A 19576-nucleotide genomic window follows, 5' to 3' on the forward strand; every position below is an offset into this window, starting at 1 on the left:
GGCGGTCAGTCGAACGCCCACGCATACAGCACGTCCAGCGCCGTATTCGTGCCGGTCTGGAACTGCAGCGTCCAGCGCGGATTCAGTTTGTAGCGCAGGCGCACCAGGCTCGAGGCGGTGGTCGCGCCCTGTTCGAAGCTCAGGTAGGCGCGCGAGGAAATCCGCTTGCCGACCGTGACCACGGTGTTGGCCAGGCCCTCGGCGTCGCCGTTGCGGCCTTGCGCCAGGCCGAGTTCGTCCACGCCGAGCGAATTGGCCAGCTTGGAGGTGATGCCGCCGGTGCCACCCTTGCCGCCCAGTAGGGCGCCGGCGGCGGCGCTCAGCACGTCCTTCTCGTTGCCGCTCGTGCCTTCCATGCCGTGGCCCAGCACCAGCCAGGACAGTTTTTCGCTATCCGGCACGGTCGGCGTCGACACCAGCCGCGCCTGCGGCGACTGCGCCGTGCCGCGCACCTGCACGCCGGCCTCGACGTTGGTTTCGCTCAGCTGCGTGCCTTCCGGCTGCTTGCGCACGGCGAGCACGTCGAGCGTCGGATTGTCGTAGCGGCCATTGAAGGTCAACACCCCGCGGTCGATGGTCAGCTTCTGGCCGTAGGCGGCGTAAGTGCCGCTCGCCACCCGGATGGTGCCGTTCACGCGCGGGTCGCCGCTGCCGACCATGCGCAGGCGCACGCTGCCCGCCAGGTAGGCGTCGATGCCGAGGCCGCGCAGGTGGAAGTCGTCGCCCAGGTCGGCCGCCAGGTTGACGCTCAGCGGCACTTCCGCTTCCTTCTTCTGCGGCGGCGCCGGCGCGCCGCGGCCCAGCACGATCACGTCGTCGGAGATGGTCGGCCGGCCCTGGGGCGCGAATTCGATCAGCGCGCGGTCGGCCTTGAAGCGGCCGTCGAGCGTGAAGCGCTGGGCGTCGCGCACCAGGGTCGCTTCGCCGGAGACGACGACGGTGCGGTCCGGGCGCGACAGCGCTTCCAGCTTGTCCGCCACCACGCGCAGCTGCATGGCGCCGTCGGCGCCGAAGCGCACCGAGCCGTCGGCGGTCGCATTGCCCTGCAAGCCTTCGAGGTAGAGGCGCTGCAGCACCAGGCGGTCGCCCGCCAGCTGCGCGCGCAGTTGGCCATTGCGCAAGCGCACGCCCTGCGCCGGCCAGCGCACCGCCAGGGCGTCGCCGTTGACGTTGCCGTTCAGCGCCGGGGTGCCGATGGTGCCGCCGCCGGTCAGGGCCAGCTTCAGGCTGCCGTCCAGTTCCAGGTCGCGCTGGCCGGACAGCCCCGCCAGCCAGGCGATCGAGGCCATGTCGGCGTTCGCCGTCATGCGCAGCGGGCTGTCGCGGTCGACGCGTCCGCCCAGCATCTGGACGGTGCCGTCGACACGGGCGTTGCCGGTGCGGGTGCCGTCCAGCGCCAGCTGGGTGCGCAGCGAGCTGCCCTGGACGTCGGCGCGCAGGTCGAAGGTGCGCAGGCCGAGCGCCACCGGCACGTCGGCGCCGACGATGGCGTCGCCGCCTTCGCGGAACACGTGCACTGCGCCGGCCAGGGCGGGCGCGCCGCCGGTGCCGTTCGCGGTGCGCAGGTCGAGCGACCAGTCGGCGCCCAGCGTCAGGTTGCCCTTGATGTTCTCGCGCAGGCCAGGCGAGAACTGCGCCAGGTAGTTCAGCGGCACGCCGGCCGCCGCGCCGCGGCTGTTCCAGCGCGAGCCGGTCTTGGTCAGCGAGGCGATGTTGACCGTCCCCGAGGGGAGCTTGATGACGGCGCCGTTGAAGGCCAGCGACTGCGGCTTGGCCAGGCCCATCACGCCGGCGCCGGGGGCGACGTCGATGCGCAGCGGCACCGGCTGCGCCAGCGTCATCGCGTAGCGGCCCTCGTTCTGCAGCGCCGCCAGGGTGCCGGACCAGGTATTGCGGTTCCAGCCGCCACGCACTTCGGTCAACCCGTCGAAGTCGTCGTTGCGCGCGGCCAGGCGCAGGGTGTGGGCGGCGCGGGTGCCGCTCGTTTGCAGGCTGGCGGCGGCGATGCGGGTCTCGCCGCTGGCGTAGTCGGCGATCTGGATATCGCTCACCAGGGGATCGGCGCCGCCGCGGCCGGAACCGAGGTTGGCGCTGGCGCGCAGCGAGCGCAGCGTGTGGGCGCCCATCAGCTTCAGGTTCTGGCCTTCGAGCGCCGCCGTCAGCGAGGGCGTCTCCATGGTGCCGGTGAGCGTGCCGTTGCCGCGCAGCGCGCCGCCGTAGTCGGGGCCGAGGGCGGCCAGCTGGCCGGCGTCGATGCGCCAGTCGAGCACGTCGCGGCCGGCGCCGAAGCTGCCTTTCGCGGCGACGACGTTCGGACCCACGTGCAGGTCGACGTCGGCGTTCGAGATGTGGCGGCGGTCGGCGTTCAGGCGCGCATGGCCCCAGAAGGGCGACTTGGCCAGCGTCGAATCCTCGACTTTCAGGTCGAGCGCGCCGCGCCAGTCCGCGCCCGAGCGGCCGCTGGCGGCAAAGGCGCCGTTGATGCTGCCGGGGACGGGACTGCCGAAGGCGGCCGGGTTGAAGCGCGCCATGTTGCCGTTCGCCTTGGCCTCGACGAAACGCGCCTCCTTGCTGCCCGCGAGCCAGGCTTCGCCGCTTGCGCGCAGGTTGCTGGTGTTGGCCTTGCGTTGGGCCGCGACCCAGCCGAGGCCGTTGGCATCGAGCGCGAAGGTGGTGCGCGGCGACTCCATGCTGCCGCTGACGACGCCGTTCGCGACCAGGGAACCGTACAGGTCCTTGCGCAGGGCGGCGAGCTGGCGGCCGTCGATGCGCCAGTTCAGCTTTTCGCCGGGCGCGCCGAAGGCGCCGCGCAGGTCGACGCTGTTCTGGCCCAGGGCGAGGGTGGCGTCGACGCCGCTGACGTGTTTCGCGTCGGCGGCCAGCTTGCCGCGTCCGGACAGCGGCTGGTCGAACAGGCGGCTCGGGCGCAGCGCGAAGTCGGCGTTGACCTTCCACGCCGGTGCCAGCACGCCGGCCGCGTTGATGTTGGCGTTGATGTCGGCCTGCGGATAGTCGCCCAGCGCGGCCGGGTTGAAGCGGCTGGCGTTGGCGCTCACCTTGAAGGCCTTGTCCTCGGCCAGGTTCGCGCTGCCGGTGAGGGCGATGCTGCCGCTGCCGGCCGACAGCCGCGCTTCGCTCAGGTCGAGCACGTTGTTTGCCAGTGTTGCGCGCGCGGCCAGGCGCAGGCCGGCGTCGCTGAGCCGCAGGTCGAGCGACTGGGTGGTGCCGACGTTGGCGACCGCGATATCGCCGGCGATCTTGGTCGGCTTCATGCTGCCGTGGATCTGGCGCAGGTCGAGGCGGTCGGTGTGCAGCGCGAACTTCGCGGTGCCGAGACCTTCTTCGTCCTCGCCGCGCTGCACGCTGCCGTTGCCGGTGAAGCGGCCGGCGCCGCCGAGGTCGACCAGCACGTCGGTGAGCTGCATGGCGTCCAGGTTGCCGCCGAGCTGGCCGCGCATCGCGCGCAGCGGCAGCCGCTGCTGGTCGATGGTGCCGGCCGGGCCGTCGTTGACGAGGTCGACGCTGCCCGAGATGGCGCGTTTGTCGTCCAGGCGCGCCACGATCGCCAGCGTCATGTCGGCGGTCGGCAGCGAAGGATCGAAGAAGCCGGGGTCGATGTTGCGCGCATTCAGGTTCATGCTGCGCAGCGGGATCTCGGCGAAGGGCGACAGCGCGATGCGCGCCTCGCCGCCGGCGCGCCCGGCCTGGCCGGTGGCGTCGAGCGTGGTCAAATTCAGGTCGCCGCCGGCGTGCAGCTTCAGTTGGGCCGGCGTGCCGGCCGCGCCCACCGGCGTGCCGGACAGGCTGGCGTTGGCGTCGAGCTTGAACGGGCGCTGGGCGCCGATGTTGCCGTTCGCCGCCAGCTGGCCCCAGGGCGTGCTGGCCACCGCGTCGCGCAGCTGCCATTGCACCTTGTCGCCGTGCAGGCGCAGGCGGATGTTCGTGATTTCGGTGGCGCTGCCCTTGCTGACGAACGTCGCCTTGGTCAACCGGGCGTCGTCGAGCGAGATCCGGAAGGGCGCGGCCAGCGAGGTCGGCATGGTGCTCGGCTCCTCGCTCTCGCGCAGGGTCTCCATGCGCAGGTCGGCCGCGTGCAGCTTGCTGATCTCGATGCCGTTCGACAGCAGCTGGCGCGGCGACCAGTCGAGGTCGACGTTGGTGGCGACGACCAGCTGCTCGTCGGTGCGCCAGACGATGCGGTCGATGTGCATCGCGCCGTAGATCGAGCCGCGGATGCCGGTCATGGTCAGCTTGCCGTCGGTGGCGCGCGCGGCGCGTTCGGCGATCATCTGCAGCGTGGTCTCGCGGCCCAGGTACCAGAGCGCGCCGCCGAGCACGACGCCGGTTGCGACCAGGCCGATGGCGACCCGGCGCGGCCAGCGCCGCTGTTTGGCCGGGGGCGTCTCGCTGGCCGGGGTTTGCGGGGTGGGGTTGTTGTCGGCGTCCATCAGAACGTAAATCCAAGTGAGAAGTGCAGGCGCGCTTTCTTGACCGCGTGGCCGTAGGCGACGTCGACGTTGATCGGGCCGACCGGGCTGCGCCAGCGCGCGCCGATGCCGTAGCCCGATTTCGGGTGCAGGTCGCCGAACTTGTCGGCGGCATTGCCGACGTCGTAGAACACGGCCACGCCCCAGGGCGGACGGAACCAGTACTGGTATTCGGCGCCGGCGGTGGCCAGGTAGCGCGCGCCGACGATGGCGTCGCCTTCGCGTACGCCGAGTTCCTGGTAACCGTAGCCGCGCACCGACTGGTCGCCGCCGGCGCGGAACAGGAAGCTGCTCGGCACGCCTTCCTTGTCCTTCGAGAACACGCCACCGAGTTCGCCGCGCAGGATCAGGGTGCCGGTTTCGCCGACCGGACGGTAATAGATGCCGCGGGCATAGGCGCGGATGAATTTCTCGTCCGTGAACACCGGCAGCGGCGCCACGCCGACCTGCCAGTTCAGGGCGTAGCCGCGGGTCGGCAGGATCAGGTTGTCGAGCTTGCGCCGCGTGACGTTGTAGGTCAGCGGCAAGCTCTTGCTGTAGTTGGTGTCGACACCTTCGACCTGGCGCTTCTCGGCCAGCACCTCGAGCGTCAGGCTGCGCTCGAGCTCCGGCGTGCCCCAGGCGCGGCGCGCGGAAGCGCTGATGGTGGTGGTGATCTCGCCGCGCACGTCCTCGCGCTCGACGCCGCCGCCGACGCTGTCGTTGTAGCCGTCGGGCGTGGTCGGCCAGTAGAAGTCGGCGCGCGCGCTCTGGCGCTTCTGTTCGTAGATGAGGTCGCTCTTCATGCGCTTGCCGAACACGCTCAGGTCGTCGTAGCCCAACTGGGCGCGGGCGCCGGTATTGGTCGAGAAGCCGAGGCCGACCTCGACGTTCTTCTGCTTGTTCTCGGTGACGCGCACCAGCACCGGCAGCACCGTCGGGCCGGGCGTGGGCGGCTTGACGCCGGTGGCGGCCTGGCCGGGGACGGCCGGCGCATTGGTGGAGGGCGATGTCGATCCGCCAGCTGGCGCTGCCGAATCGACATCGTCGTTTTCTTCCTTCATTTCCTCCAGCTCGGCGGCGAGCACGGCGCGCATGTCGGCGCTCACTTCCACGGTGGAGAAATAACCGGTCTCCTGCAGGCGGCCCTGCAGCGCCTGCAGCGCCGCCTCGCTGTATTCGTCGCCCGGCTTGATCTTGTTCAGGTTGGTGATGACGCTGGCCGGATAGCGCTTCAGGCCGCGGATGCGCAGCGCGCCGAAGCGCATCTCCGGACCGCTGTCGATGACCACGCGCAGCGAGGCGCGGCGCGTGTCGGGGTCGACCGTGGCGCTGGTCTCGACCAGCTGGGCGCGCGGGAAGCGCGACGCCACCACTTCGCGCAGCAGGTCGCGCTTGGCGCCTTCCCAATCGGCCTGGCGAAAGCGCGCGCCGACCGGCAGCGACCAGCGGTTGCGCAGCGCCGCCGCGTCGTAGGGCGCGCCGCCTTCCTCGAACGGAACGAAGCCCTGCAGGACCAGGTCGATGTCGCTGACCTCCACCGGTTCGCCCGGTTCGACGACGATGCGCGCGACCGGCGTCGCGCCGCTGGTGTCGAGCGTGGCCGTCACTTTCGGCGAGTAATAGCCTTCGGTGGCGATCAGGGTCTTGGCCTGCTCGGGCGCATCGCGCACCAGGCGCTGGAGCTGCTCGAGGTCGACGCGCGCATTGCCGCGCCAGCGCAGCAGGTCGAGGTTTTCTTCGAGCAGGTCGTCGAGCTCGCCCGGCGCATCGATGCGCACGTTGTAGTCGATGCCCTGGGCGAGCGCGGCCTGCGCGTTCAGGGTCACGTACACGGACAGCACGATTTGTGCCAAAATCCGCAGTCGCCCTGGCGCCGTGTTGGTCCGGTTGGATGTTGCGAGAGCCATGTCTCTCCATTCAGTGTTAATGCTGAGGCCATCTTAACGGAATTGCAAAAACACTGGCGAACGTTTAACTCCTGGATTACCCCTTATGCACGCACCCGATACCGCCCTCGTCCTCTTCAGTGGCGGGCAAGATTCCACCACCTGCCTGGCCTGGGCCTTGCAGCGTTATGCACGTGTCGAGACCATCGGTTTCGACTATGGCCAGCGCCACGCCATCGAACTCGAAGTGCGCCCGGCGGTGCTGGAAAAGATGCGCGCCCTGTCGCCGGAATGGAACGCGCGCCTGGGCGAGGATCACATGATCGACTTGTCGCTGATCGCGCGCATTTCCGACACGGCCCTCACCAGCAACGTGGAGATTGCGATGCAGGCCGACGGCCTGCCGAACACCTTCGTGCCCGGCCGCAACCTGCTGTTCATGACGGTGGCGGCGACGGTCGCTTACCGGCGCGGCCTGACCGTGCTGGTGGGCGGCATGTGCGAAACCGATTTCTCGGGTTATCCGGATTGCCGCGACGACACGATGAAAGCCTTGCAGGTGGCGCTCAACCTGGGCATGGCGACGCGCCTGAAGGTCGAGACGCCGCTGATGTGGATCGACAAGAAGCAGACCTGGGAACTGGCGGAGCAGGCCGGCGGCCAGGCCCTGGTCGACCTGGTCCGCTTCGAGACCCACACCTGCTACCTGGGCGAGCGCGGCGCGCGCCACGACTGGGGCTACGGTTGCGGCACCTGTCCGGCCTGCGAACTGCGCGCCCGCGGCTATGCGCAGTTTGCCGCGCAGAAGGCCGCGCGCGGGGAATAAAAAACGGCGCCGGATGACGGCGCCGTTTTTCATTCAAGGTTCAAGGGCAGGCGCTCAGACCGCCGCCTCGCGCTGCAGGCGGTTCCTGCGCGAACGGTGCACCAGGTACCAGATCACCGCCAGTGGCAGCAGCAGGGGCAGGAAGAAGGGCACGATCGCCGCCGTCACCGCGAAGGCGGCCACCGCCAGCGCCCCGACCAGCACCACGCCGACACCGGCGAACACCACGGCCAGCACCGCCCCCACCACGATCGTCACCAGCACCCCGATGATCGTGCCCCCGGCCCCGAACAGTAGCGCCAGCGCGGCGCCCAGCGGGCCGCCGACCTCGTCGCCGTCGATGTGGAAGCTGGCGTCGCCGAAGGTGAACAGCAGATCCCACAGCAGCAGTGCGCACAGGATCAGGATGACGTAGGGGGCGATCTTTTTCATGGTGTTTTCCTCGTGAAGTCAGGTGGTATGGCCCTACTGTAGGCCTGCGCCAGCCGCGCGGCCAGCTGCCTGCGACGATCTGCATTTTCGGCAGGGCGGAGCGCATCTGGGGGCGACGAACGTGAGCGTTCTTCCGGCATGGGGCGCCTTCGTCGCAGGTCCGGGCAGGGGCCGGCCAAGGGCTGACTTCGCGGTAAGAACCGATGCCTTTTTGACCTTGAAAAGCGCGGCTCGCCATCTATACTGACAGCCTGCTTTTGTTGTAGGAGGGCTTCCATGCATCTTGTCGATACAACGATGACCTCGCCGCACTATCCTTGTCATTCGGCCTGGGCGGGTGGTGGACCGAAGGGACCGCCATCGGCACCGCCTACCATTCCGCCGATCATCATCAACCCTTTCAATCGCGAAGCGCCGCGGCAGCCGAACATCGATCCGCTGCGCACTCCCTTGCCGCCGCCGATACGACCCCCGCGCCTTCCCGGCATGCGCATCCGCGCCGCGCCGCTGTGCCGTGCGCCTGAATAGCTGCGGTGCGGCATCTCTACACCTGCTTGCCTGATTTCCTCTATGATCTTGTTTTGGGCGCGAGCCCGGCAGATGGAAACAGCAAGCAATGAATGACGATGTGAACGACCTGGAACCGGCCGACGACGACGCGCCGGTCCAGGAACCGCGCCTGTGGAAAGGCAACGGCTGGACCGCGCGCGTGATCAAGAACGAGGACGACGAAGGCTGGGCGGTCGCCATGTACAAGGATGGCGAACCGGAGCCGGCGCTGGTCGGCCCCTGGACCATGGGCCGTGACAAGAAGAACCCGAAGCCGCTCGACACGAACGCCTTCAATACCTTGATCAAGACCGCCTCGGAAGTGATTCGCCGCCACGAGCAGCACCTGCACGCGATGCTGCACAAGAGCACCGTGGTCTCGACCGAGCAGGGCGAGCTGAAGGTGACGCTCGACATCGTGCCCGACGACGACGATCCGTATGCGATCCTGGCCGCCATCGACGAGATGGGCGAGCAGGTCGCGCAGGCGCGCGTGGCCGCCACCTTCAAGCTGACCCCGGCCTCGGCCCTGGCCTGGATCGAGAACGACTTCCGCGCGCCGCGCTAGTTCATCGATGGCTGCGGCTGGTCGATGCGTTGGGTGAGTACCGATCTACGGCAGTACAGCCGGCGGCCACGCCGTTGTCTTTGCGCCGCGCTACGACTGAAAGACTATTGATCCAGCGCAACTACTGCTATATTTCCCAAGTGCATTAACTCACTGGGAAAAGCCATGGAACGTCTCGACCGGCTGGAAGCGGTCCAGTCGATGCTGCTCGAAATCGGGCGGACCTCGACCAGTTGCAGCGATATCGCCGAATTCGTCCGCGCGGTGCACCGCGCCCTCGGCCGCATCATGTACGCCGCCAATTTCTATGTGGCGCTGTCTGACCGCGAGGAGGGCACCGTGCGCTTCGTGTATTTCGTCGACGAAGCGGACGAAGGCCCGGCGCTGAACCAGCCGGTGCGCCTGGCTTCGCCCGACGAGTCGCCGACCGCCTGGGTGATCCTGAACGGCCAGAACCTGACGATGACGGCCGCCGACTTCCACGCCCGCCGCGATGGCGGCAGTTTCGGCGCCGGCAGCGCGGCCGAGCACTGGATCGGGTGCCCGCTGCTCGACCAGCAGCATGTGCCGCTGGGCGCCATCGTGATCCAGAGCTATACCCCCGAGCATACCTACAGCAGCGAGGACCAGGCGCTGTTCGCAGTGATCGCGAACCACGTCTCGGTGGCGCTGCAAAGCCTGCAGAGCATGGACCGCCTCGAGCGCGCCGTGCAGGAACGCACCGCGCGCCTGGCGCACGAGGTGGCCGAACGGCGCCGCGCCGAGCAGGTGCAGCATGCGCTGTACCAGATCGCCGACCTGTCGGCCGGTGCGCACGACACCAACGTGCTGATGACCAGCCTGCACCGCATCATCGGCGGCCTGATGGTGGCGGAGAACTTCATGATCGGCCTGTTTCACCCGAAGACCCAGGACATCAGCATCCCGTATTTCGTCAACCAGAAGCAGGCCGCGCCGCCCGAGCGGCGCTTTCCCTACGACGGCAAGGGGATGTTCTCCTACCTGTTGACCTCGAAGCAGCCGCAGCTGCATGACGCCGGCAGCCTGGCGCGCCTGTTGTCGAGTGGCCAGGTGGCGGAGATCCCGGGCAGCGCCGGCATCGCCAGCTGGATGGGCGCGCCGATGCTGGTGCACGACAAGCCCTACGGCGTGCTGATCGTGCAGAGCTACGATCCGGCGACCATCTATACCAAGGCCGACCTCGACCTGCTGGCCTTCATCGCCAGCCACGTCGCGGTGGCAATCGCGCGCATGGAGGCCGACCGCAGCATGCGCCGCACCAAGGAGCTGCTGGAAGAGCAGAACGCGGCCCTGAACAGTGCCTTGACCCAGTTGCAGCAGGCGCAGGGCGAACTGGTGCGCCAGGAAAAGCTTGCCTCGCTGGGGGAACTGGTGGCCGGCGTCGCGCACGAGATCAACACCCCGCTGGGCATCTGCGTGACCGCGACGAGCCACTTGGTGGAAGAACTGCGCCTGACGCGCGAGGAGCTGGCGGCCGGCGCGATGACCGAGGATAGCCTGAACAGCTTTTTTGAGATCGTCGACCAGTCGCTGCGCATCATGACCACCAACACCCAGCGCGCGGCCGCCCTGGTGCGCTCGTTCAAGCAGGTGGCGGTGGACCAGTCCTCGGGCGACATCCGCAGCTTCAACCTGCGCGCCTACATCAACGAGGTGCTGCTCTCGCTGCAGCCCAAGCTCAAGGGCCGTCCGATCAAGGTCGAGGTCGACTGCCCGCCGGACCTGGTGATGGAAAGCTTCCCCGGCGCGGTGTCGCAGATCGTCACCAACATGGTGGTCAATTCGCTGGTGCACGGCTTCGAGCGCGACCAGCCGGGCCACATCGCGATCCGCGCCACGCTCGAGGGCGGCACGGTCGCCTTCAGCTATACCGACGACGGCGCCGGCATGGACAAGGAATCGCTCGACAAGCTGTTCGACCCCTTCTTCACCACCAAGCGCGGTAGCGGCGGCAGCGGCCTGGGCGCGCACATCCTGTTCAACCTGGTCACCGGGGCGCTGGGCGGCAGCGTGCAGGTCGACAGCGCGCCGGGGCAGGGCTTGCGTTATGCGCTGAGTTTCCCGCGCAGCGTGCGCGGGGAGAAGCTGGCGGCCTGACGGAACGATCCGCGCTTGGGAAGGCAGATGAGCCGTAGGGTGGGCGCCCCGTGCCCACCGTTACGTGCGCGGAACACAGTCCGCGACTGCGGCACTTCGCTGGAACTGCTGGCCAAAACCCGACGAGCCGCTTGGATGCATGCTTCTGGTGGGCACGGGGCGCCCACCCTACGATTGAGCTGGCTTGCTCGGATTGTCGCGAGGTTTCACACGATGGTCGAACGCGTGGACGGCGTCGGAGCCGCGGGCAAACCGCCGGCCCGGGAGGAGCCGTCCACCCTACGAGAGGCGGTCAATCCGGCCACTGCCGGTTGATCTCCACCGCCTTGTCGATGTTCTTGATCAGCAGGTCGACGTAATACGGGTCGAGGTGCTTGCCGGCGACTTCGCGCAGGTAGTCGGTGACCTGCTCGACCGGCCAGGCTTCCTTGTAGCAGCGTTCGTGGCTGAGGGCGTCGAAGACGTCGGCCACGGCGACGATGCGGGCGTAAGGGTGGATATCTTCGCCCTTCAGGCCTTGCGGGTAACCGGTGCCGTCGAACTTCTCGTGGTGCTGGTGGGCGATCACGGCGGCGGCTTTCAGGATCGGGCGGGTCGAGCCGTCGAGGATCTGCAGGCCGACCGTCGGGTGCTGCTTCATGATGTCCCACTCTTCCGGCGTCAGGCGGCCCGGTTTCAGCAGGACGGCGTCCGGGGTGGCGATCTTGCCGACGTCGTGCATCGGCGCGGCGTGCATCAGGGTCGCGGTCTCGTCTTCGGGCATGCCGGAGGCCTGGGCCAGCATGTGGCAGACCTGGGACATGCGGCGCACGTGGTTGCCGGCTTCGTTCGAGCGCGATTCGACCACGTCGCCCAGGCGCAGGATCAGCTCGGCCTGGGTATCGGTGATTTCCTGGTTCAGCAGGATGTTGTCGAAAGCGATTGCCACGCCCGAGCAGAACACCTCGAGCAGTTGGGCGTCGATCTCGGAAATCTCCTCGACGCCGTGCAGCACCAGCAGCGAGGCCTTGCCGCTGTTGTTCGGGAAGTAGCCGACGTAGGTGTCGCCGTGCAGTTTCGAGATGCGGTTGTGGCGCGCCTCGTCGAGCTGGGCCAGCAGTTCGGGGCCGATGGCCTCGCTCCCGCTGCCGCTGCCGAAGTCACCGATGCGGGCCAGCACCTCGTACTGGCTTTCGCCGGTGATCACGCTGGCGCCCTTCAGGCGCAGCAGCATGCTCTGCTCCAGGCGCAGCAGGGCGACCACCTGCTGCAGCAGGCCGCTGGCGAAGTCCTTCAGGTTACGCTGCTGGAAAATGTGGCTGGAGGCCGCGATCACGCGTTCCAGGCCTTCGCGGTAGCTCTGCTGGACGCGGCGCGCGTCCTCGACCTTCATGATGTCGCGGTAGGCGCGCAGCGCGGCGAAGGTCGTGGTAAACAGTTTAGTCCGATCGAGCTCGGTCTTTTCCTTGTAATCGTTGATGTCGTAATCGACGATCACGCGCTCTTCCGGCGCCTGGCCCGGCTGGCCGGTGCGCAGCACGATGCGGGTGAACTGGTTGTCCAGGTCCTGGCGCATCCAGCGCGCCACTTCCAGGCCGCTGTCTTCGCGCTCCATCACCACGTCGAGGAAGACCAGGGCGATGTTGTCTTCGCGCGCCAGGATCTCCTTGGCTTCCTGGCCGCTGTAGGCGTGCAGGAAAGTCAAGGCACGCCCGTCGAGGCGGAAACGGCTCAGCGTCAGCTTGGTGATGTCGTGGATGTCGGGCTCGTCATCGACGAGAAGAACTTTCCACGGGGCGAGCTTGGGCGCGGCTGCAGACAGAAAAGACATGGCGTTTCCGATACCGTTAATGGAGCGCTACAAACGAATTGTTATATTTACAGAGCTTGCGCCTAAACAATATTTAGGCGAATCGATTGTAGTACGCCTTTAGTTCCTTAACAACAGGCAATAGAAACGTTCGAGCAGCAACATTGATAGTGTGGGCGGAAAGACTCACTCGTAGCGCTTCTGGCAACGCTCGCAAAAGAAACTGCGCCGGTTGCTGCGGCCGAGGTGGGCCTTTTTGAAGGGGATATGGCAGCGCGGGCAAGTGGTCTTCGCATGGGCCAGCCAATGCTGCTTGAGGACGTAATCCTTCTTCCACGCCAAAAAATCGAAACTGTATTGACGGGCTTCGTCGACCAGGGCGCGCAACTTGGGCGCCGGCAGCGCGCCGATTCTCGACTCCGGATGGACGCGGATGCGGAACAGCACTTCGTTCTTGATGATGTTGCCCACGCCCGAGAACAGGTCCTGGTCGAGCAGGGCGTCGCAGGCGAGCATGTCGGGTCGGGCGCGCAGTTTCTTGCGTGCCCGCTTCGGATCCCAGGCATCGGACATGACGTCCGCGCTCCAGTCGTATTGGCTGTCGAGGTCGGCGTCGATCTCGCGGATCGCGCACGCATAAAAATTGATTTCGCCGCCATCCGCCATGCGCAGGGAGAGGCGCGGCGGCTTGTCGCGCCGCTCGTCCACGCGGTAGGTGCCGAACAGCAGGAAATGGATGCGCACCACCATGGTCGGCAGTTCGATCAGGAAGTGCTTGCCCCAGGTGCGCAGCGACACGATGGGTTGGCCGACCAGGCGCGCGGGATCGATGGCCCTGACGTTGCCGCCGGCGTCGACGATGGTCTGGCCGACGAAGCGGACGGTTGCTTCCTTCAAGATGACGAGCGATGGTCCTTCGGGCACGGTTGACCTCCTTGCGGCCATTCTGCCGATAACTGTCCGGCCCGGCTGTGCGAGGACTAACAATTCGAAACAGGATTTACCGGCGAGAGACGGCACACCCCGCCAAACCGGCGTATATTTGAACAGTAAAAGAATAGGAGAGAAAGGAAACGCCATGAAGACCGTGATTCGACACCTGGCCGCTGCCGGGCTGCTGGCGCTGGCCGCCGGCACCGCATCCGCCGGCGTGACCGTGAACTACATCGAGCCCGACCGCTTCTCGGACGTGCCGTTCGCGTCGTGGGAGCGCGACGAAACGCTGAAGGAACTGACCGAGCATTTCGCCAAGCTCGGCGCCGAACTGCCGCCGGGCCAGGACCTGCGCATCGACGTCAAGGACATCGACCTGGCCGGCCGCGAGTACCCGACCCGCGGCGTGCGCGACCTGCGCGTCGTGCGCAGCAACGGCGCCGACTGGCCGCGCATCGACCTGCACTACACGGTCGAGCAGGACGGCCGCGTGCTGCGCAGCGGCGAGGCCCAGTTGCGCGACATGGCTTTCATGGACCGCATCGGGCGCGCCAACGACAGCGACAGCCTGCGTTTCGAGAAGCGCATGATCGACGACTGGTTCTATTCCACCATTATGCCGCGCGAGCGCGCCGCGCGCCGCTGATGCCCGGCAGCGCCTGCAGGCGCTGCCGCAGGCCATCGGCACGCCACCAGTAAAAGCAAGCGAACGCGCCGCCAGGACAGGCTGTCATGCCGGTCCTGGCGGCGCTGTTTTTTCGCGGCGGGTGCGATGGCCATGGTGTCATCTCCCACCCGTATTCCGGTCGACAGGCCGCAAGTGCCAACCATGTTTGCCAGGGGCTCCGGGTTCGCCTGGCGAAATCGTCAGTCGATCCAGTTCACGCGCTCGAACTTGTTGCGGAAGTCCTCGGGCATGACGACCACCTGGCTGGTCTTGTAGTTGAAGAAGACGAAGCCGGACTTGGCCATGGCGACCAGTTTCTTGTCGCGCGGGCGGGTGATGCGGAAAATGATGTCGCCGCCGTACTTGTTGAAGTCCATCACGCCGACCTCGAACAGCAGCTGGTCGCGCGCGTGCGCTTCGGCGCGGTAGGTCGTCGCCAGGTCGGTGACGATGATGCCAGTGCCGTCGCGCTCGGTTTCGGGGACGCCGAACTCGAACAGGAAGCGGGCCCGTGCCTCGGAGATCATGGAGATCATCGAGTCGTTGCCGAGGTGGTTGGCGCCGTTAATGTCGGTGACGCGCACCGTCAAGGGCGTGGAGTAGTAATACTGGTCTTCGGGGAAGTCGAGATGTAAGCGTGCCATCCGAAGATTCTAACCCCATCAGGCGCTGGGACCCCTCACAATTTTGTAGACGCGGCCATTGCCGCTGACGATGTACAGCTCGCCGGCGCCATCGCGGCCGAAGGAAACGACCTGTCCGGGCGAGGCGATGGCCCAGTCGCGCTGCTCGCCGACGCTGGTGCCGTTGGCCAGGAAGCTCTTCAGGAAGCCGCGGCAGTAATCCGAATAAACATAATGTCCGGCCAGTTCGGGCAGCGCGCTGCCGCGGTAGACGTAGCCGCCGGTGATCGAGCAGCCGTTGACGTCGTCCGGCCCGTGTTCGTACTCGAAGGCCGGCAAGGTCAGGCCGACCTGGTTGCAGATGCCGGTGCCATAGCAGGCCGTGCCCTCCATGATGTCCCAGCCGTAGTTCAGCCCGCCCTGGAGCACGGACGCGATGTCGATCTCTTCGCGTTCGTTCTGGCCGACGTCGGCAATGTAGAGCTGCTCGCCGTCGAAGGCGAAGCGCCAGGGATTGCGCAGGCCGGAAGCCCAGATTTCAGGGCGCCGCCCAGGCTGGTTGAGGTAAGGATTGTCAGGCGGAACGGTATACGGCTGGCCGGCGCTCGCGCCGCGCACGTCCACCCGCAACAGCTTGCCCAGGTTGCTGGCGAGGTTCTGGGCGTTGCCCATGGGGTCGCCCGCGCCGCCGCCGTCGCCGGTGGCGGCATACAGGAAGCCGTCCGGCCCGAAGGCGACCAGGCCGCCGAAATGGTTGTCGTATTGCGGGTGCGGGACGCGCAGGATCACCAGGCCCGAGGTGGCGTCGGCCACGTTCGGCAGCGGCGAGCTGCTGAAGCGTTCGACGACGATGTCCCGCTGGGGATCGACGTAATAGACGTAGAAGTAGCCGTTGCGGGCGAAGTCGGGGTCGAAGGCCATCGACAGCAGCCCGCCCTCGCCCTCGGTGAAGACGCGCGCGCTGATGTCGAGCCAGGGCACCGTCAGCGTATTGCCGTTCTGCAGCACGCGGATGAGGCCGTTACGCTCGACCACGAACAAGCGCTCGTCGCCGGCCGGCGCAGCCACGAAGGTCGGATCGTCGAAGCTGCCGCCGACCTGGGACAAGGTCAGCGTGAGCGTGCCGGCGCCATAGGCGACGACGGCGCCGGCCGTGGCGCCGGCGTTGACGATGACGGTCTGGGTGGTCGGGGTGGGCGTGTAGGTGCCGGAACCCACCGCGACGTCGGACGCGGCGACGGTGTAGCTGCCCGGCGCCAGGTTGTCCAGGGTTTGCGAGCCCGTGAGGTCTTGCGTGAAATTGTTCGGACCCGTGACGCGCACGGCGGCGTTGGTGCCGGCGGGCAGGGCGGTGATGCTCACTTGCAGGGCGCCGGTGGTGGCGACGGGGGGCGGAGCGGGAACGCTGCCGGGATTGCCGCCGCCGCCGCCGCAGGCGGCCAGCAGGAACAGCATGGGCAGGAGGGACAGCAGGAACTTCCGTGCGCGATCGACCAGCATGATAGGCCTCCACAGGAATGAGCACATCCACGCAGGCCATTCTGCCAGTGCGCGCGGGCCCAACTGCGCACGCTACGACGGGGAAATTCTCATCGTTGCCAGGCTGTGCTCAGGGCGCGGCCGGGGGCGAAGGAGGGCGCTGGCGGGTCTTGGCGACCACGCCCGCCGGGTCGATCAGGATCACGAATTCGGCGAAGCGCCCTGCGCCCGCGGGCGACTGGTAGACCCAGGCTTCGTAGCCGCTGTCGAACACGACGGCCTTGGTCTGGCCGAAGCGGGCCAGCAGCTCGGCCTTGGTGGTGGTGCCGGGCACGACCGCGGCGGCCAGGCGTTCGGCCGGCACCTGGGTGCCGGCCGGGATGGTGCCGCTGGCGCAGCCGGCCAGCACGGCCAGCGCGAAGAGTAGGGCGTGGGCTTTCATCGGTTTTCCTCCAGCGTCGGCGCGGCGGCGGGCGCTGCGTCGTCGCGCATGTACTCGAACTCGACCAGGGTGTCGTCGGGCCAGCTGGTATCCCAGATCGGCGCGTAATAAGTGCGGTCGAGCAGCACCTGGCAATCGCAGAAGGGCAGCATCTCGCGGGTCTGGATGCCGCCGGCGTAGAGCATGTCGAAGGGCAGCACTTCGCTGCGATCGCCGGCGCGCAGGCGCACCGCGAAGATGGGGCGCTCGGCGAAGAACAGGTAATTGCCTTCCGGGCTGTTGCAGACCCCCTCGGGCGTGGCGAGGGCATTCGAGATCCAGCCGAACAGGGGAGAGCTGTTCGAGACCAGCCCGGCCTCGACGCCGACCCGGCATTCGAGGCGCAGGTCGCCCAGGCGGCGCGTGCCGGGCGGCAGGCCCGGCGTCTGGATCAGCGCGCGCCAGGTCATGCTGGTGGTCTTGCGGTTGGCGAGCACGGCGGCGTCTTCGCGCAGGGCCTGTTCATTGCGCGGCAGCACGAAACTGTTGTCGGGCGCCACCGGTACCGGCACCGAGACGGTGTCGCCGGCCACGCGCAGGGTGATGCCCGTCATCTTGACCTCGGGCGTGCGCGGCAGCAGGTGGAAGCGCAGGGACGCCGCCGGCGCGTAGCGATGCTCGCGCTCGAAGCGTTCCATGCCTTTGATCATCTTGCGGTAGGATTTGTCGACCGGGTCGCGCGTCGAGGTGACGTTCACGGTGGCGACAGGCTGGTCCTGGGCGAACGCTGCCGTCATGGCTACAGCGGCGCCGAGAACGAGAAAGGTGCAGCACGCGAGCGGCCGCATGGCGTTCACCAATAACGGACGCGACCGGTGTCCATGTGGACGAACTGCGAATCCGGGTAGTAGCCGACCCCGCCGCCGCGCATCGCCGTCGCCGCCTTGCGCAGCTGCGCAAGATCCCGGCCCGGCAGGCGGATGTCGATGGCCTTGCCGTCCATGTGCATGCTGTGCTTGGCTACGCCGGTGCTGTTGGCGCGCAGCTTGGCATTCGATGCCGGCGAGCGGTAGCCGGAGATCACGTGCACCAGCTGGTTGTCGCCGAACTTGGCGCTGACCTCATTGAGCAACACCAGCAGCTGCGGATCGATCGGTGCGATCTGGTTGTTGCGATGGTCGCGCAGCACCTTGTTGATATCCTGCAGGGCATCCGGAATGAACTGGCCTTCGGCCCAGAACACGCTGCGGACGGTTTCGCCGGTGTGGGTGTTGTACAAGCGCAAGGTCCGTTCGCCGGGGGCGGCCTGGGCAGTCTTGGCCAGGGCCGGCAGGCTGAATGCCGATGCGAGTGCAACAGAGCCTTTGAGGAAGGAGCGTCGTTGGTTCATCAGAATCCTTTGCGCTTGTCAGATAAGACCGACATGATAGCCCGATTTCGCTAATTCTGCAGGAATAAGGCGAAAATGCGACACGATGACGGAACGTTAATAACTTTTAGGGAGAAATTGCATGCAATTGCGTCAACTTTGGAAGTCAATTCGTTACCTCTGCGCGACCAGCATCCTGGCGGGCGCGGCCCTGCCTGTACTCGCCCAGGTGGAAGCCGGCGGCGCGCCGCCCGCGGTCAAGGGCTGGCGCATGGAGACGGTCACCGATGCCCTGCCGCGCGCCTGGGGCATGGCTTGGCTGCCCGATGGCCGCATGCTGGTCACCGGCAAGGAAGGCAGCCTGCACCTGGTCGCCGGCAAGCAGGTGACGCAAGTCCCGATCGAGGAGCTGCCCAAGCTGATGGACAGCGGCCAGGGCGGGCTGCTCGACATCGCGGTCCACCCGGCCGACAAGGGGCCGGCGAATGTCCGCGTCTATATGACGATGGCGCACGGGACCAGCAGCGAGAACCGCACCATCCTCGTGCAGGGCATTTTCGACGGCAAGAAGGTGAGCGGCGTGAAGACGCTGTTCCAGGCATCGCCGGCGAAGAGTGGCGGCCAGCACTTCGGTTCGCGCATCGCCTGGCTGCCGGACGGCACGCTGTTGATGAGCATCGGCGACGGCGGCAATCCGCCCCAGCGCGTGGGCGGCATGCTGGCGCGCGACCAGGCCCAGAACCTGGGCAGCCATAACGGCTCCATCCTGCGCCTGACGCTCGAGGGCAAGGCCGCGCCCGGCAATCCGCTGGCGGCCAAGGCCGGCGCGCTGCCGGAAATCTGGTCCTACGGCCACCGCAACGTGCAGGGCCTCGCGGTCGATCCCGAGGGGCGCGTCTGGGCCAGCGAGCATGGCCCGCGCGGCGGCGACGAGATCAACCGCATCGAAGGCGGCAAGAACTACGGCTGGCCGCTGCAGAGCTTCGGCCTGGACTACAGCTCGCGCGAGCCGATCGGCAAGCACAGCGTGCCGGGCATGGTCGATCCGCTGGTCGCGTGGTCGCCGTCGCCGGCCCCTTCGGGCCTGGCCTGGTACACCGGCAACGCCTTCCCGCAATGGCGCGGCAGCCTGTTCAGCGGCAGCCTGGCCGGCGAGGACCTGCGCCGCATCGCCTTCGACAAGGATGGCAAGGTCGTGCGCCAGGAAAAGCTCGACATCGGCGCCCGCGTGCGCGACGTGCGGCAGGGGCCGGACGGCCAGCTGTACGTGCTGACCGACGAGGACAAGTCGCGCCTGCTGCGCATCGTGCCCGACAAAAGCTGAGCGCAGCTAACGGACGCCGCAGCCCGGCGTGTTCGCCGATACTGGCGGACCACTCGTAGGGTGGGCGCCCCCGTGCCCACGCGTGAACGATGAACATTGTTGGCCCATGTTGGTGCGCCAACA

General features: G+C 67.4%; 15 protein-coding genes. 5 read left to right on the forward strand and 10 right to left on the reverse strand.

Going from position 1 to position 19576, the window contains the following annotated elements; all coding sequences use genetic code 11:
* Positions 1-5: 5 nt before the first annotated feature.
* Entirely contained in the window at positions 6-4448 is a 4443-nt protein-coding gene (locus ACFOPH_RS21515; protein WP_379737186.1) for a translocation/assembly module TamB domain-containing protein, read from the reverse strand.
* Positions 4448-6376: an autotransporter assembly complex protein TamA gene (locus ACFOPH_RS21520; RefSeq protein ID WP_379737187.1), complete on the reverse strand. Its 1929-nt coding sequence runs from the start codon at positions 6374-6376 to the stop codon at positions 4448-4450. Before ACFOPH_RS21520 ends, ACFOPH_RS21515 begins: the two co-directional genes overlap by 1 nt.
* An 85-nt stretch (positions 6377-6461) precedes the next feature.
* Here ACFOPH_RS21520 and queC point away from each other — a divergent pair, with 85 nt between their 5' ends.
* Positions 6462-7181, forward strand: coding sequence for a 7-cyano-7-deazaguanine synthase QueC (gene queC / locus ACFOPH_RS21525; RefSeq protein ID WP_312548004.1), 720 nt, complete (start codon positions 6462-6464; stop codon positions 7179-7181).
* A gap of 54 nt (positions 7182-7235) precedes the next feature.
* Here queC and ACFOPH_RS21530 read toward each other — a convergent pair whose 3' ends face one another.
* Complete coding sequence (locus ACFOPH_RS21530; protein WP_312548003.1) at positions 7236-7613, reverse strand: hypothetical protein; 378 nt, start codon at positions 7611-7613, stop codon at positions 7236-7238.
* A 616-nt stretch (positions 7614-8229) separates the two neighbouring features.
* On the opposite strand from ACFOPH_RS21530, the gene ACFOPH_RS21535 reads away from it, so the two are divergent.
* On the forward strand, positions 8230-8730 hold the full coding sequence (locus tag ACFOPH_RS21535) for a hypothetical protein (protein WP_312548002.1): 501 nt from the start codon (positions 8230-8232) through the stop codon (positions 8728-8730).
* 165 nt (positions 8731-8895) lie between these two features.
* A complete protein-coding gene (locus ACFOPH_RS21540; RefSeq protein WP_312548001.1) occupies positions 8896-10848 on the forward strand; it encodes a GAF domain-containing sensor histidine kinase in 1953 nt (650 codons plus the stop codon).
* 292 nt (positions 10849-11140) lie between these two features.
* Here ACFOPH_RS21540 and ACFOPH_RS21545 read toward each other — a convergent pair whose 3' ends face one another.
* On the reverse strand, positions 11141-12658 hold the full coding sequence (locus tag ACFOPH_RS21545; RefSeq protein WP_379737188.1) for an HD domain-containing phosphohydrolase: 1518 nt from the start codon (positions 12656-12658) through the stop codon (positions 11141-11143).
* A 165-nt stretch (positions 12659-12823) separates the two neighbouring features.
* Entirely contained in the window at positions 12824-13561 is a 738-nt protein-coding gene (locus tag ACFOPH_RS21550) for a DNA-formamidopyrimidine glycosylase family protein (RefSeq protein WP_312547999.1), read from the reverse strand.
* 154 nt (positions 13562-13715) lie between these two features.
* On the opposite strand from ACFOPH_RS21550, the gene ACFOPH_RS21555 reads away from it, so the two are divergent.
* Entirely contained in the window at positions 13716-14216 is a 501-nt protein-coding gene (locus ACFOPH_RS21555) for a DUF3016 domain-containing protein (RefSeq protein WP_379737189.1), read from the forward strand.
* A 221-nt stretch (positions 14217-14437) separates the two neighbouring features.
* On the opposite strand, the gene ACFOPH_RS21560 is transcribed toward ACFOPH_RS21555, so the two are convergent.
* From ACFOPH_RS21560 to ACFOPH_RS21580, 5 genes are all read right to left on the reverse strand, one after another.
* Entirely contained in the window at positions 14438-14881 is a 444-nt protein-coding gene (locus ACFOPH_RS21560; RefSeq protein ID WP_312547997.1) for a thioesterase family protein, read from the reverse strand.
* A gap of 18 nt (positions 14882-14899) precedes the next feature.
* Entirely contained in the window at positions 14900-16360 is a 1461-nt protein-coding gene (locus ACFOPH_RS21565; protein WP_379737190.1) for a PQQ-dependent sugar dehydrogenase, read from the reverse strand.
* A 109-nt stretch (positions 16361-16469) separates the two neighbouring features.
* Positions 16470-16781 carry a hypothetical protein gene (locus ACFOPH_RS21570; protein WP_312547995.1) on the reverse strand — a complete coding sequence of 104 codons (312 nt, stop codon included), beginning with the start codon at positions 16779-16781 and terminating at the stop codon, positions 16470-16472.
* On the reverse strand, positions 16778-17557 hold the full coding sequence (locus tag ACFOPH_RS21575) for a hypothetical protein (RefSeq protein WP_379737191.1): 780 nt from the start codon (positions 17555-17557) through the stop codon (positions 16778-16780). The genes ACFOPH_RS21570 and ACFOPH_RS21575 overlap by 4 nt, the downstream gene beginning before the upstream one ends.
* Before the next feature lie 56 nt (positions 17558-17613).
* Positions 17614-18150, reverse strand: coding sequence for a DUF882 domain-containing protein (locus ACFOPH_RS21580; RefSeq protein WP_312547991.1), 537 nt, complete (start codon positions 18148-18150; stop codon positions 17614-17616).
* A 121-nt stretch (positions 18151-18271) separates the two neighbouring features.
* Between ACFOPH_RS21580 and ACFOPH_RS21585 the strand changes: the two genes are divergently transcribed.
* Positions 18272-19453 (forward strand): PQQ-dependent sugar dehydrogenase, encoded by a 1182-nt coding sequence (locus tag ACFOPH_RS21585; RefSeq protein ID WP_379737192.1) that lies wholly within the window; start codon positions 18272-18274, stop codon positions 19451-19453.
* Positions 19454-19576 lie beyond the last annotated feature (123 nt).

Source organism: Massilia haematophila (assembly GCF_042647645.1).
GTDB lineage: Bacteria > Pseudomonadota > Gammaproteobacteria > Burkholderiales > Burkholderiaceae_D > Telluria > Telluria haematophila.